Source organism: Pseudarthrobacter sp. LT1 (assembly GCF_035621795.1).
Taxonomy (GTDB): Bacteria; Actinomycetota; Actinomycetes; order Actinomycetales; family Micrococcaceae; genus Arthrobacter.
On the sequence record NZ_CP141830.1, the window covers coordinates 2181214 to 2195378 of the forward strand.

A 14165-nucleotide genomic window follows, 5' to 3' on the forward strand; every position below is an offset into this window, starting at 1 on the left:
CACTGGTAGTGATGGGCGTTTCCGGGTGCGGCAAGTCCACAGTCGGGGCTTGGCTGGGCCAACAACTGGGGATGCCGTTCTATGACGGGGACGACTTCCACCCCGCAGCCAACAAGCAGAAGATGGCCGCTGGGGTTCCGCTGACGGACACGGACCGGGAGCCATGGCTGGGCCGCGTGGGGGAGTTGCTTGCAGGGAAGGACGCCAGCGGCGCGGGAGTCCCGCCGATTGTGGCCTGTTCGGCACTGAAGCGCCGGTACAGGGACTTGTTGCGCAGCTACGCCCCGGATGTTGTCTTCATCCATTTGGTTGGCACTCCCGACACTATCGGCGCCAGGATGGACGCCCGTTCCCATGAGTTCATGCCGCGCACGCTGCTGGACTCCCAGTTCGCCGCGCTGGAGGAGCTGGAAGCGGACGAGGCCCATGTGCTGGGCGACATTACCCAGCCCTTGGACGTCCTGGTGGAGTCGCTCGAGCTGAAGCTGAAGTCTGCGGATGCGGTCACGGTTGGGCCAAAGGCGACGCTTCCGGGAGCCGCCCAAACTGCCTGAAATCGGAGAGGGTTCCCTCCCCGGCTCAGGCCGCTGGGATCTGCGCCTCACTCCGCGCCGCTACCCCCCTCTCGAGCCTCTCTCCCACCTGTATGGCCGTGCCGAATGGGCCAAAAGCTGCGGCCGGGAGGGTATCCCCGGGTGCCCCAGGACCAGATTTGGCGAACACTACGCACGGCACGGCCATCATTGCGGTGCCTAGCCTTTGGGATCTTTCTGCCCGACTTATGGTGTCCATGTGCTGGGCAGCCTCCTGGAGATGGAAGTAAGTTTGCTGGCCGGCTCACACTCTTCTTTCGGGTCGTCCGAGAACCGTACAGTCCAGGCTGCTTCGAGTGCTGTGACCCTGGGTCAGATCGAAGCCCTTCGCTGGCACCTTGAGCACGCTGGTTATGTCTTCGTGGAAACCGGGTCCACTTCTACTAACCGTGTGCTGGCAACTGAACAGGGCGTGGTCACCAAGGGGCATGTCGCCGGAATCTCTCTGTTCAGGCGTGTGGAGCAGCAGAAGATCTGAGGCCGCTGAACCGTAATAGAGGTGCTTCGGCCGTGAGGCCAGCCCTACCGGAGGGGCTGTCCAGGGGTTGTCCCCCTTAATCACATTTGCAGAGACCCATAGCGGGCGTTCCGTCAGACTGAGCAGCCTACCGTGAGAGCTAAAGAAAAGAGTGTGGACAATGTCCACACTCTGGGCTGCGGACCAAGTCTTACCGCCCTCGAACCGCTCCGGTTTCCGTATGTTTTCGGGGGTTCCCAGTGCTTGCAAGGCTCGTTTAGCGTGACCCATCTGGAGGACCAGCCGAGCCAGTAGGAGCTGCGGATCCATTCCTCACGAACAGGCACTTTACCGTGGGTCAATCCGCCCTCCAGATGCAGCCGGTACAGTTCCGCGTCAGTTCCGACAGCCAGGCCTGTGTCGGGAAACAGGACCCAGCCGAAGACCGGAGTGCGGTACCTCCGGTGGCCACTGTAGGTCTCCAGGGGCAGGGGATGGATGCCGCGGGCCTGGGCGGTCTGGACGAACTCAATCAGCCCGCGCCTGTATGCCTGTTGCCGTTCCGCCTCATCGGGGTCGTGCGCCAGGGCACGGTGGCGCTCCATGGTCTGTCCGGGTCCTCGGGAAGTCCCATGCCCGAATAGTTCCACAACCGGTGCCGCCTGTGTACCGGTAAATGCCCCTTGTATCCGCCTGGATGGCATGGGCCACAGGTTAGGCTCGCTTGTTCCAGGAAGGGGTCGGCTACCTCCTGCGGTCAAGGAACCAGGAGGCGTCCATGTCCGGTGCGGGCTGGTGTCGGAGCCTTTTGACCAGGGCGATGAACGGCAGCAGCAGCAATTGCAGAACCCCGCCAGAGATCAGCAGTGCGACGAGCAAAACGATGACCGGCAGGTAGAGGAGGAACACCCCGCCCATTGCGGCAATGTAGCCGGCCGTGTAGCTGAGGATGGTCCCGGTATCCATGCTTGCTTCCTAATGCTGGTGCGGACGGGGGATTCTCTGGGGCCTAAGTCGGCGGCGCGGCACCGGGTTGTGCCCTGTTACGGGCGGGACCCGTCGCCATGGCTTGTGTGGCCGATAGCTGGTGAGCCCCGGGGACGGGGGAGCCGTGGCGACCGCTGAAGACCCTTTCCTGCGGCGGCGCAGCGTCAGGAGAACAATCAGGGTCAGGCCGATCCACACGAAGGCAACAATGAAGATCAGCGCCACCATCTGGGCCGGGCTCATGACGGGACTGTCTGAAGAAGCGCGTGATGCACGAGCGGAAGATTGGATGCTGGGTTATGGTCAGCGTTGGTCATGGTGCCCCGGCTCTGGGTGGCTACCGTTGGGCTGACTGCATAACTCGGTAGGTCAAGTGTCCGCCCATCGCGCCGGGGCGGCAAGGGCACCAGGCCTGGACACCGCCCCGTTACCAAACTGCGGCTTTAGTGACGGACTGGGGACTCCGCGGGCCCAGCATGCGATCATCAGCCGCGCAGTGGCGGCGCCGCCTGCGCGGGTCCAAGGGCCAACCGGACCAGTGGAATGACGGGAAGCAGGAACAGGCCCAGGCCCGAGATCGGGTAGATGGCGTTGAACATGAAAATAATCAAGCCCAGCACCAGCAGTCCCAGGAAATTCAGCAGCTGGATGGGCTTTGGCTGTGGCCTTCCGCCATGCCGCGACGGCTGCGTCCCAAGACGGAGATTGTTCGAATTCCTGCGACGCGCCGGGGGCATGTTCGTCCATCCATTGTTTCAGGTCCAGCCCTGCAGCGATCTGCGCGAGATAGTCGTATTCTCCGTAGAGCCGCTCGAGGCTGTCGGCCTTCCTGAGCTCGGTGTCGCGTACCTCGTGTGCGGTCCGTTCGGCACCTTCAGCCGCCAGCACCTCGCCAAGGATGCCCTGCCACGGGAGCTGCAGCGATGGATCGACAGCCGGGTGGTCGTCGTCGTCACCTTCGCTGACGTAGGCAAAGTTGCCGGCGCGGCCACGGGTCATGCTCACGTACAGCAGCTCGCGGGTGAGCCGGTCCTGAGTGATGACCGTGTGGCCGGTGTCCACCGTAACGCCCTGGGAACGGTGTGCCGTTGTGGCATAGCCCAGCTCGACCGATGACTCCAGATACGCTCCGGGGAGTATGACACTCGCGCCGGTGTCCCGCCGTCGAGCCAGCAGCGCGCGGTCGCGACGAATAATCTGTTGGACGTCGAACAGCGTGCCATTGCTCACGAAATTACCGTCAGTGTCGACTAGCTTTCGGTTATTTCCGCGGGCGATGACCGTGTCACCGGAACCGGCTCGTAGGCCATCGCTGAGAAGCAATGTGTGCTCGGGATCCACTTCACCCTGGGCAACCCGGTCCGCCTGCGCCCGTTCCTTGAGCAAGCCGACCGTTTCATTGTCGGCGCCGATGAGGATGGACGACTTTCCTGCCCGAGTATCTGCCTGCCACGCGAGGTACGCCTTGTCAGCCATATCCAGGTAGCTACCGTGCCGGACCCGCCCATGTCGGGCGTAATCGGCAATGGCTGAGTACCCTTCTCACCGACAGCAGCCAGGCGAAAGCCGCCGTATACGCCTACGACTCCTGGGGACTGACCACCACCAGCACCGAAACCCAAGCCGGTACCATCCCGTGGCAATAGGCCGGCGGATGCAACGACACCACCGGCAACCGCATCAAATTCGGTGCCCGCTGCTACAACCCCTACCGCGGACGCTTCACCCAACCCAACCCCTCCGGACAAGAACAAACCGCTACTCTTACGCTGCCTGCAACCCAATCAACAGCACCGACCCAACAGGTCTCGTCACGCAGGAACGTATTCGGCAGCGGATGTAACGGGGTTCAACTTGTTCGTCGCTGTTGCGGCAGCAGCGGCAGCGACGGTGGTTACTGGAGGAGCAGCCCTTGCCACAGTGGGCGTTGCAATCGGAACCTATGGAACCGGCGTCTTTTGAGGAATCGGAGCGGCAGCAGCACGCAGGAACTAAAGAAGAGTTATTGGAGATAGGAATCAGCATGACTGATCTAGGTTCCGCGCAGATGCGCTGAGTGCTGGGGCTGGTTCTAGCTATAAGTGAAGTTCCGGCGGCCTTGTTTTCGGTTGCGTGGATCTTCTGCCGGCGTGGGGTTTGGGCTGACAAAGCCGGGCGGGTTCGCTGGTGTAGGCGGCAAAGAGCAGTGACGTGGCGGTGGTATCGGACGTGAGGTAATGCGCGACCGTCCGAGCATAATTTGGGGTAGCGAGGGGCCCATAGCGACTGGAACCGGCCGGCACCGCACGCAATGGGATATCGACTCACGAGGCGTGGGGATACGGGAATGCCGTGTGCACCGGCAATAAGGGACGCAGGGGAGACCCTATTCCGGGCGGTTGGCTGCAGGGGAAGCGCGGTGTACCGGCGGCTCAGTTGCTGGTAACGGAGTAGCCAGCGGAGGTGACTGCCTCACGGACAACGGCAATGTTGGCTTGAGCGTTGACAACCAGACGCGAACGGCCGCCGCGGACGAGCTCAACAGATGCCGGTGCCACACCTTCGAGTGGCGAGACCGCCTTCTCCACAGTCTGGACACAGTTCCGCAATTTAGGCCTTCAGACGCCCCGCGGCCTGTCACGATTGGGTGTCGAGGTAGTCCAGTATCGCGTGCGCAGTTTCTTTCGGGGCGCTCATGTGGGGGCAGTGCCCGGTGGCCTGAAGCTGCACCAGGGTGCTGTGTTCCAGGTTCTTGTGCAGGTAGGCGCCCACTTCGGGCGGGGCAAGGCGATCGTTGGAGCATTGCAGAATGAGGCAGTTGGTGTGCAGTTTTCCAAGTTCAGGCCGGGTGTCGGAGAAGAAAGTTACTTCGGCGAAGTGCCGTGCGATGGCCGGAGTTGTCCGGCAGAAGCTGGCCCGCAGGTCCTCCGCTAATTCCGGCTCTTGTGGGTTGCCCATGACGATGGGGGCTAGAGCCGCGGCCCAGGCGAAAAGATCGCTGTCCAAAGATGCCAGCAGGCCCTCGATGTCTTCCCGCGAGAAACCGCCGACATAGCCGTCGTACGGGTCGTTGGTATGACGGGGTGATGGAGCAAGCAGGATCAGGTGCGAAAACCTTGTTGGTTCCTGCGCTGCGGCGACCACGGCGATCATCGTGCTGACACTATGTCCGACCAGGATGACGTCCTCAAGGTCGAGGGCGGCGCAAATTTCCAGCAGATCCGTCGCATACCCGTTCAGGGACCCGTACTTCTCCCAGTCATAGGCGCTGATGTCGGAGTGTCCTGCGCCAACATGGTCAAAAAGCACCAGCCGGTAGTAATTCATGAAGTAGGGGAGCAGCTTCTGCCACATGGTCTGATCGCAGCCGAAGCCGTGGGCAAACATCAATACAGGCCCGTCCTCCCGGCCCAATAAGGTGACGTTGTTTCGTGCGATTACCGCAGCATCTGCTTTGACCACATTCTCACTGACCCTCACGTAGGGTGGCGTTCCTTCCCAGACTATCCACGGGAAATAGAGAAATCCTAGGCTCCAGCCACTATGACCTCCAAGGGCCGCCTGCTGAGAGCGTGACTTCGGCCCCTACAAGCGTCGCTGGCCGCGCCAAGGTCCCATTTATTGCGCGGCTCTTCACCAGGCCCTCGCCAAGGCGGACCACGAGTCGAAGGGATTACCGTGCATAAGTGCCGTCCTGCGCCAGCCGGCTATGAGCTCCTCCATCTGACGACGGTGGGCAACGTGCTGGTGCCGGACCTGAGGCTAGTGTGCTGCTGACTTCTTCAGCTCCTGCAGGATTTCCAGTTGGATGCGGTTGATGGATATCAGGAGTTCAATCTCTTCTTTGGCCTCGGTGTTGGTGTCGTAATCGTGTTGGGCCATGGCCGCGGCGATCGCGTCCTGTCGTTTCGCGGCGATGAGCAGAATTGCGCCTTGGAGACCTGCCAGCATGGAAAGCAGAAGGTTCAGGAGAATATATGGGTAGGGGTCCCACGCGTTCGCGGCGAGCGCCCAGGTATTAATGGCGGCCCAGACGAGCATGAAGCCGATGAAGCCCGAAACGAAGGGCCAGCTCCCCATCCCATTGCGCATGATGTCAGCAGCGCGTTGTCCCCTGCTTAGGGTGGCTTTGTGTTTGTCGTGCCAGGTTTTCTGTTGGTGGCTCATGACTCAGCGTAGACCTGGACAGGGAGTGCTGCGGCCCGACCTGATCTTAAGAGGGAGCTGCCAGGACGGCCTTCATGCGTCGGCGGTGGTGGCGGAACAAGAATTCAGTGGCGACGCAGCCCAGGAACGCGATTGCAGCAGGAGCTGCAAGGTGTTCCCCGGCAAATGGGGTGAGGTCGAAGAATTCTTGGATAGGGGGCACCGTCACAATGATCGTAAGCGCAACGTACATAGCACCAATGATCAACACACGCCACACATTCAGAGGCCGGGATAGGACCACCAGCACCCACAGGGCAATCAATGTCAGCACAACCACGGACATGGTCCGAACCGTGGTGCCGGTACCGTAACCGCCTGCCAGGGACAAGGCATTGATGCTTAAGACGGCCAGGCAGATGATGAGGCCTGCCGGTATGGCAAAGGACAGTGAGCGCTTCAGGAATCCGGCCTGGTAGCGGGTGGCATTGGGCATCAGGGCGAGGAAGAAAGCCGGGATCCCGATGGTGATTCCGTCCGTTGCCGAGAGCTGCCGCGGCAGGAATGGAAACCCCCAGAGCAGAGCCCCGAAGGTAACGGAGAGAAGGACCGCATAGGCGGTTTTGGTGAGGAACAGCATCGAAACCCGTTCGATATTGGCGATGACCCTCCTGCCTTCCGCGACAACATTCGGAAGCCTGTCGAACCGGCCATCAAGCAAAACCAGCCGTGAAACTGCCTTGGTCGCAGCTGCGGCTGAATCCATGGCGATTCCCAAGTCGGATTCCTTTAGCGCCAGCGCGTCATTAACGCCGTCACCGGTCATGGCGACGACGTGTCCCCGTCTTTGCAGCGCCTGGACCATTTCCTTTTTCTGGGCTGGAGTGACCCGGCCGAAAACGGTTTGGCGCTCCATGATATCGGCCAGTTCTTCCGGGTCTTGCGGCAGTTGACGGGCGTCGAATCCACCGTCGGATACCACGCCGACTTCGCGTGCAACCGCGGCGACCGTTCGGGGATCGTCTCCGGAAATGATCTTGACTTTGACGCCTTGGTCCGAGAAGTACGACAGGGTCTGCGCTGCATCCGGGCGGACTTTCTCCCGAAAGGTCAGGAGAACAACGTGAGCAGGAACGGGCGGAAGCGCTGCTTCGTCCCCGTCCAACCCGGAAGCTGCCACGCCTGAATGGGCCAGGACCAGCGTCCTTAAGCCAGTGGCGGCGAGCACGGATGCGGCGCCAAGTGCACGATCTGCGGCGGCGGTACCCGCGGCAAGGACAATTTCCGGTGCTCCCAACAACCAAGTCCCGGCGACAGAGGTGCCGGAGGGGAAGCTGACCGCACTCCATTTCCTGGCGGAGGAAAAGGGGACGGAGGAGAGAGGGAGCAGGGTGCCGTCATCCCGGAAGCCCGCTTGGAGGCACCGGGCGGTTGCGTTGCCGTTCGGATCTGCCCCGAACCAGCCGAGTACTCGCTCCCAGCCCGGCGGTGGGGGTTCGCCGAAATCGTGAGCCGAATCAAAAACGATCCCGCCCGCGGTGAGGGTGCCGGTCTTATCCAGGCACAGCACGTCCACCCGGGCCAGCCCCTCCACCGCGGCCAGCTCCTGGATGAGCACCTTTTGGCGCGCCAACCTGACCGCACCCACGGCGAAAGCAACACTCGTCATAAGCACCAGGCCCAAAGGAATCATGGCGATAACGCTCGCCACGGCGCCGATGGAGGCAGTTTGCCAGCTTCCGGTCGCGATGGCCTGCTGCCAACCGCCCTGGCCCTGCATCTGACCGTTGATAACGATGGCCATAATGGGCACCAATGCGAATGTGATCCATCGCAGGATCCGGTTCAAAGCCTGACGGATTTCAGATTGGACCAGCGAGAAGCGCTTGGCTTCAGCAGTCAGCCTGCTCGCGTAGGACTGCGCGCCTACCCGGATAACGCGGGCCCTGCCCTGTCCGGTAACGATGCTGGAACCGGAGAGAACTTCAGTGCCGACGCCCTTTTGCACCGCGTCGGATTCACCCGTCAAAAGTGACTCATCCACTTCCAGACCGGTTTCGTCAATCACCACAGCGTCCGCAGGGGCCTGGTCTCCCGCGCAGAGTACCAGGATGTCGTCGAGTACGACGCTCTCGACGCCAATCTCCTGAACAACCCCGCCCCGGATCACCCGGGCCCGCGGGGACGTCAGGACGGCGAGGTTATCGAGCGACTTCTTGGCCTTGTATTCCTGCACCACTCCGATCAGGGCGTTGCTGACGGCCGCGAATCCAAACAGTGCATCCCGCCATTGGCCAAGCAGCATGAGCAACAGGAAGCTGGCGGCGACGATCGCATTGAAAAGAGTCAGGACGTTGGAGCGGATAATGTCCCAGGCGCTTCGGCTGGAAGGATTGGTGACAAGGTTGGTCAAGTGCCCGTCGATGCGCAGGGCAACCTCGTCGGCCGAAAGTCCCTCAGCCTGGGGCTTGGCCGCCTGCCGGAAGACAGTACGGTCCTGTTTGGTCATTCCGCCCTTCCCGCCTGACGAACAATGGACAGCAATCGGGATTATGCCCGAACCGCGTTTAACGTGCACCGACGCCCAAGACGGTGGCCGGAAGGCCCGCCGGGTGGAGAGAACCGGATGTTCACTCACGACGCCCGGGATACCGAGTCTAGCCCCTGAAGCGCAGGCCGGACCCGGCTGACATCTTCCGAGGTGCTCTCAGTGGAGCCGGGCGCCAAGCTGCACCCGCGCAGGCCCTGAGCTCTCACCCTGACGGCGCGGGGCCTCCAAACGACGCGGTGGCGTCCCAGGCATCATCGGCGCCGGTACCAGAATCTTCACCGCCCTCGCTGACCTTGGCAGCAGGGCGGTCTGCACTGTTGTTGAGGCAGGCAACGCCGATGACCAGCACCGAAGCCTGCCCGTGCTGCCGAACTGGAGACTGTCCGCGTGGCCGGGCCGGCTGTTGGGTCCAGGACGCGCCGTCGAAGGACTCCGGACCGCCTCGACATGTTTGTCTTCGACGATGCTCCGGTAGGCGCCGAATTGGCGGTTCACTCATGTGGCATAGGACTTGATATTCGCGCCCCGGGGCGCTGGACACGTTGATTCTCGAAAGGACATTGCCCGGGGCTCGGACGCAGTCCGTCGAAACCGCTGACTGCGTAACGGATCCGATAGGGAACTGTAACTCGTCGTTAATCAGCGCCTGAGGTTCACGATTCCAAGGCCATTGGCTAGACCAATTCATCGCTTTGCTCTAGACCAGCATGCGCGTACTACTGCTTAATAGCGAACGGGCCATCCTTCACGGCTACTGGCTGGAGGTAGTTACGGCTGCTGGACGGAGCCGAATGGCAGCCGGGGATGGGGAGACTTGTTTCCTTTCCCGACGATCGGTCGAGGCTGTCTCTCATTCTGCGGCAGAGCGTTTAGCGATACCAGGCGACGATGCATCCAAGGTTGGAAGCGAGTGTCCCAGTTCCCGGCCCGGTGCTGGCGGCAGCGGCCGAGTAGTAGGTAACACCAGCATGGGCATCCAGCCATTCCCTGCCCGAAACTTAGTGTCTTTCAGGCTCTTCACGGACTGAATGGTTTCCCTGGTTTGTGCCCGCATCACGGTGGTGGGCATCCGCTTGACAGTCCCCCGGACTGGCTGCTGGGGCCGTCTGGTCGCGCCTACTGATCAGGACCTGCGCGGAGGCCTGAAGAATTACAGGCTCCACAAGGTCATTGCCGCGTCCGTGCCTCTCCCTCCTCATTCGCGAGACTACGCTCTCCACGGTGTCTTCATCACATACCATGCACCCAGGTCCGGTGACGTCAGCCTCTGAACCACCCAGACTTTTCAGGTACAGCATGAATTGTTCAGAGCTGGACTGGTTGGAGTTCATGCACTCTCCCTGAGGGTAGTTGCGCGGCATGTGCCGGCACACCCCACACTAGGCGCGGGCAACCACGTTGCACATGAAGTTCTCCAAGAAGATCGTTCCTGGAACTTTATTTCGTCCGCAGGTACTCTGGCGCAGCCGAGGGGCTCCCAAGGGCGCATAGTTGGACGATGGCAACTTTTGATAGCCGGAGTTTTTACACCCGTGGTGACTCCTTCAGCGTTGGGGATTCACGAGAACACGTCGAGCGGGCGCTCTTGGACTTTGGGGCCACGGATGTTCTTTTCAATCAACGCGGGCGCCTCAGCGCCATCGCGTTCAGGGCCTGCGGAAGACAGTTCCGCATCCTCATCTCTTTACCGCAGCCTCATGGAATTCCCGCTGTACAAGGTGACGTCTCGGCGGTCCCTGGCCGGGAAGTTACAACAAAAGCCCTAGAACTCGTCGCGCGAAGGTTTTGGCACGCTTTCGCCTTGTCGACAGACGCCAAACTCGCAGCGGTGGCCGCCGGTGTTGCTACGCTCGAATCAGAATTTCTCGCCCATGTGGTTCTCCCGGGGAACCATACCGTGATCGAGGAACTGGAACCAGCCATCGCGTCTGCCTACCAGTCCGGACAGGGTCCCTTAATCGGCAATGCTGCTGCGCGGGGCCCCGATCAGATGTACTGATCAGGGGATGATGACACTAATGGCTTCGTGGTTTTCGAGCACGCAGCGCGCCCGGGGTAGTAGTCCCAGCTCTTTCGCCGGTCCGGGGTCATCACAGCGGGCGCGCTACACGCGAAGGCGGACAACCGGCCGTCCAAGGCGGGCTACAGGGTGACGTAGCCTTCAGGCGGGCCGTGGGGAGTGCGGGTAGTCCGGTTCCCGTTGCTGGAACTGCAGCACCTCCTGGTTCAGGATCACGCCGTCGCGGATTTCGATCGCGCGGCTGATGGTTTCGTTTCCTGCCCAGGCAGTGGGACCGGAGATCACGGTTTCCAGGAAGGGCAGCAGGGCTTCGCTGATTTCCCAACTGGAGGACTTCCAGAGGCAGGAGGGGCGGTGGCCCACCGCGTAGGAATTGATGTGGTTACCCACGGTGAACATTGGCTCACATCCACGATCAGGCTGCCGGGCCGGAAAGCGTCCAGGTCCTCGGTCCGAAGGTAGGTCAAGGGTGCGTTGGGGTTTTGCAAGGTGCAGTTGACCACCATGTCGCTTTCGGCCAAGAACGGAGCCAACAGGACCCGCCCGCGTTCGGTGATGACCTCGCTGAGGAACGGCGCTTTGGGGTCGTGATCGAACTGGACAATCCGCACCGAATGGATGGGCGAACCCACGGCCGCCACCCCGCGGTTGGTCAGGACTTGGACGTCATGAATGCCGTGGGCGTTGAGGGCGGTGATGGCACCCCGTGCGGTCGCGCCGAAGCCTATGACGACGGCGCTGAGTCTCGGGCCGTAGTCTCCGGTGGAGCCGGTCAGGGCCAGGGAGTGAAGCACGGAGCAGTAGCCGGCCAGTTCGTTGTTTTTGTGGAACACGTGCAGCCCGAATCCGCCGTCGCTGGCCCAGTGGTTCATCGCCTCGAAGGCGATCAGCGTGAGCTTCTTATCGATTGCCATCTGGGTGATGAAATGTAGGGGAGCTCCTGCCGAAACAGCGACTCGCCGACGTCGAGAAGCGCCCTTAGATGCTTGCCGCCTGACGGTCTGCGGAGACCCTTGTGAGGAAGTCCTCGACTACGGCCGCGAACTCGTCAGGCCGTTCGATCTGCGGCATGTGTCCGGTCTTGGCGAAGACGTGCGACTCGGCGCGGGGCAGCGCCGCGGCGGCCGCTTCAAGGTGGCTGAACGGCAGGATGTGGTCGTGGTCGCCCCACACCACCAGCGCCGGAACGTCGGACTTGGCGAGCGCTCCGATCAGAGCGGTGCGCCACTCGGCCCGGACACCGGAGACCGTTCCCAGGTCGCGGGCGACGTCGAGCAGCGTCCGGCGGTGCGCCTCCCGCTGCGACAGGGCGAGCGCGTGGCCGATGCGGTCGTCCGTGACCAGCGCTTTGTCGTAGAAGAGCGACTGGACGGTCCGGCGTGATGCTTTCTCGTCGGGCCGCAGGAGCAGGGCCGCGAGCGGGCGGACCGAAAGGAGGCGAAGGACCAGTGCCACTTCCTTGCCGAATCCGGCGCTGTTGGCCAGCACGAGCGCGGAGACGCGGTCCGGATGGTCGGCGGCCAGCTTCATGGCCACGGCACCGCCGAGTGAGTTGCCCATCACGGGCAGCGGCCCGGAAACCCCGACGGCGTCCAGGAAGGCCGGCAGGATCCCGGCCAGCTTCGCGAGCGTCGTCGTGCCGGGGAGCCGTTCGGAGTACGCGAAGCCGGGAAGGTCGACGCTGTAGACCGTGTGGCGGTCCGAGAGCCGCTCGTGCTGTTCGTTCCAGTCCTCGAGGCTCTGGCCGATGCCGTGGAGCAGGAGGACCGGATCCCCGCTGCCGGTCCTCCGGTAGCGCAGGCGTGTCCCCGCGACGGTGACATGGCCCGTTCCCGGCAGCGCGAGGGCATCCCTGGCCGGGGTCGCGGGTTGCCGGACGGTTTCCCGCACCGGCTGCCCGCGCCGGCCGAACCGGACGTGGTCGGTCAGCCTGCCCGCCCGGAGCAGGGCGAAGTCGCGGAAGTAGTTCTGGTGCAGCCGCCACGGCGAACCTGCGCCCTGCCGGGGCAATTGGTCGGCGCCGCGGAAAATGTAGCCGGCCTTCAGGTCGATCAGTGAGGACAGCGTGCCGTTGGCGACGTCGGCGGGTGCCACGGGTACCACCCACTGGAGGTTCCTGCGGTCGAGCTGCTTGACCAGCCTGCAGATATAGCCGGCGACCAGGTCCGCCTTCAGAGTCCAGGACGCGTTGGTGTAGCCGATGGTGAGGGCGAAATTCGGGACGCCCTCCAGCATCATGCCCTTGTAGGTGAGGGTTCTGCCGACATCCACGGGCTCGCCGTCGACGGAGAGCTTCATGCCGCCGATCACCAGCAAGTTCAGTCCCGTCGCCGTGACAATGACGTCGGCGGGCAGCGATGTGCCGGAGACCAGGTCAATCCCGTCCGGGGTGATCCGGGAGATCGTGTCGGTCACGATCCCGGCAGTGCCGGCACTGATCGCCCTGTACAGGTCCCCGTTGGGGATCGCACAGACCCGCTGGTCCCACGGCTGGTACGACGGGGCCAGGTGCGTGTCCACCGGGAAGCCCGCCGGCAGTTTGGCTGTTGCCGACTTGCGCAGGATCGCCTTCATCGTCTCGGGCCGCCGTCGGCTGAGCTGGTAGGTGAACATGGAGAAGAGAATGTTCTTGAAGCGTACGACGTCGTACGCCAGTTGCGCGGGCAGCTTGCCCCGGAGGCGGTCGGCCAGGTGGTCCCGCGCGGGCACGGGGGCGATGTAGGTGGGGGAGCGCTGCAGCATCGTCACCTTGGCCGCCGACTTTGCCATGGACGGCACCAGCGTCACGGCCGTGGCGCCGCTGCCGATGACCACCACCTGCTTTCCCTCATAGTCGAGGTCGGCCGGCCAGTGCTGCGGGTGGACGATCGTTCCGGCAAAGGTGTCGGCCCCGTCGATGGCCGGGGTGAAGCCCTCGTCATAGCGGTAGTAGCCGGAACAGACGGACAGGAACGAGCAGGTGAAGGTGACCGGCTCGGGGGTGGAGGCGGTGTCGCCGGACCGGAACTCGCCTCCGGAGGTGTGGACCGCCGTCACGGTCCACAGTGCGGTTTCGCTTGACCATGCGGCGGACATGACCCGGGTGTTTAGCCGGATACGCGGCGCCAGGCCCTCGTCGGCGACCGTTGCCTCGATGTACTCGCGGATGGACTCGCCGTCCGCGATCGCCTTGGCGCCGGCCCAGGGCCGGAAGGAGTAGCCGAGCGTGTACATGTCGCTGTCGGACCGGATCCCGGGGTACCGGAACAGGTCCCAGGTCCCCCCGACGGCGTTCCGCGACTCCAGTACGGTGAAGGTTTTTCCGGGTACCTCGCGCTTCAGCCGGCTGGCGAAACCCACGCCGCTCAGCCCGGCGCCGACAATCAACACATCCACGTGCTCGCTCATGCCGCCAAGTTATCGACTTAATGTTGAGATAGTCAACACAGTGTT

Annotated in this window: 10 protein-coding genes and 1 pseudogene; 3 read left to right on the top strand and 8 right to left on the bottom strand. The window is 62.8% G+C overall.

The features are described 5' to 3' along the window. Positions 1–11: 11 nt before the first annotated feature. A complete protein-coding gene (locus VIK36_RS10225; RefSeq protein ID WP_420716272.1) occupies positions 12–554 on the top strand; it encodes a gluconokinase in 543 nt (180 codons plus the stop codon). Between the two features lie 340 nt (positions 555–894). Further along, positions 895–1071, top strand: a complete 177-nt coding sequence (locus VIK36_RS10230; RefSeq protein ID WP_324645081.1) for a hypothetical protein — start codon at positions 895–897, stop codon at positions 1069–1071. Positions 1072–1794: 723 nt separating this feature from the next. Here VIK36_RS10230 and VIK36_RS10235 read toward each other — a convergent pair. The 6 genes from VIK36_RS10235 to VIK36_RS10255 all read right to left on the bottom strand — a co-directional run bounded on the left by VIK36_RS10235 (position 1795) and on the right by VIK36_RS10255 (position 8671). Further along, on the bottom strand, positions 1795–2016 hold the full coding sequence (locus VIK36_RS10235) for a hypothetical protein (RefSeq protein WP_324645083.1): 222 nt from the start codon (positions 2014–2016) through the stop codon (positions 1795–1797). A 390-nt stretch (positions 2017–2406) separates the two neighbouring features. After that, positions 2407–3513: a hypothetical protein gene (locus VIK36_RS10240; RefSeq protein ID WP_324645085.1), complete on the bottom strand. Its 1107-nt coding sequence runs from the start codon at positions 3511–3513 to the stop codon at positions 2407–2409. 935 nt (positions 3514–4448) lie between these two features. Further along, positions 4449–4625, bottom strand: a complete 177-nt coding sequence (locus tag VIK36_RS22095) for a heavy-metal-associated domain-containing protein (protein ID WP_420716262.1) — start codon at positions 4623–4625, stop codon at positions 4449–4451. A 28-nt stretch (positions 4626–4653) separates the two neighbouring features. Continuing rightward, positions 4654–5403, bottom strand: coding sequence for an alpha/beta fold hydrolase (locus tag VIK36_RS10245; RefSeq protein ID WP_420716273.1), 750 nt, complete (start codon positions 5401–5403; stop codon positions 4654–4656). A gap of 375 nt (positions 5404–5778) precedes the next feature. Beyond that, the gene (locus tag VIK36_RS10250) at positions 5779–6183 is read right to left on the bottom strand and encodes a DUF1003 domain-containing protein (RefSeq protein WP_324645087.1); all 405 of its coding nucleotides are present in this window, start codon (positions 6181–6183) and stop codon (positions 5779–5781) included. Between the two features lie 46 nt (positions 6184–6229). Further along, positions 6230–8671, bottom strand: a complete 2442-nt coding sequence (locus tag VIK36_RS10255; RefSeq protein WP_324645088.1) for a cation-translocating P-type ATPase — start codon at positions 8669–8671, stop codon at positions 6230–6232. Positions 8672–10211: 1540 nt separating this feature from the next. Here VIK36_RS10255 and VIK36_RS10260 point away from each other — a divergent pair. Beyond that, the gene (locus tag VIK36_RS10260; RefSeq protein WP_324645089.1) at positions 10212–10712 is read left to right on the top strand and encodes a hypothetical protein; all 501 of its coding nucleotides are present in this window, start codon (positions 10212–10214) and stop codon (positions 10710–10712) included. Positions 10713–10874: 162 nt separating this feature from the next. On the opposite strand, the pseudogene VIK36_RS10265 reads toward VIK36_RS10260, so the two are convergent. Next, positions 10875–11656: pseudogene (locus tag VIK36_RS10265) on the bottom strand (alanine dehydrogenase); the annotation flags it as partial. Positions 11657–11711: 55 nt separating this feature from the next. Next, positions 11712–14120 (bottom strand): alpha/beta fold hydrolase, encoded by a 2409-nt coding sequence (locus tag VIK36_RS10270; RefSeq protein ID WP_324645090.1) that lies wholly within the window; start codon positions 14118–14120, stop codon positions 11712–11714. Positions 14121–14165 lie beyond the last annotated feature (45 nt).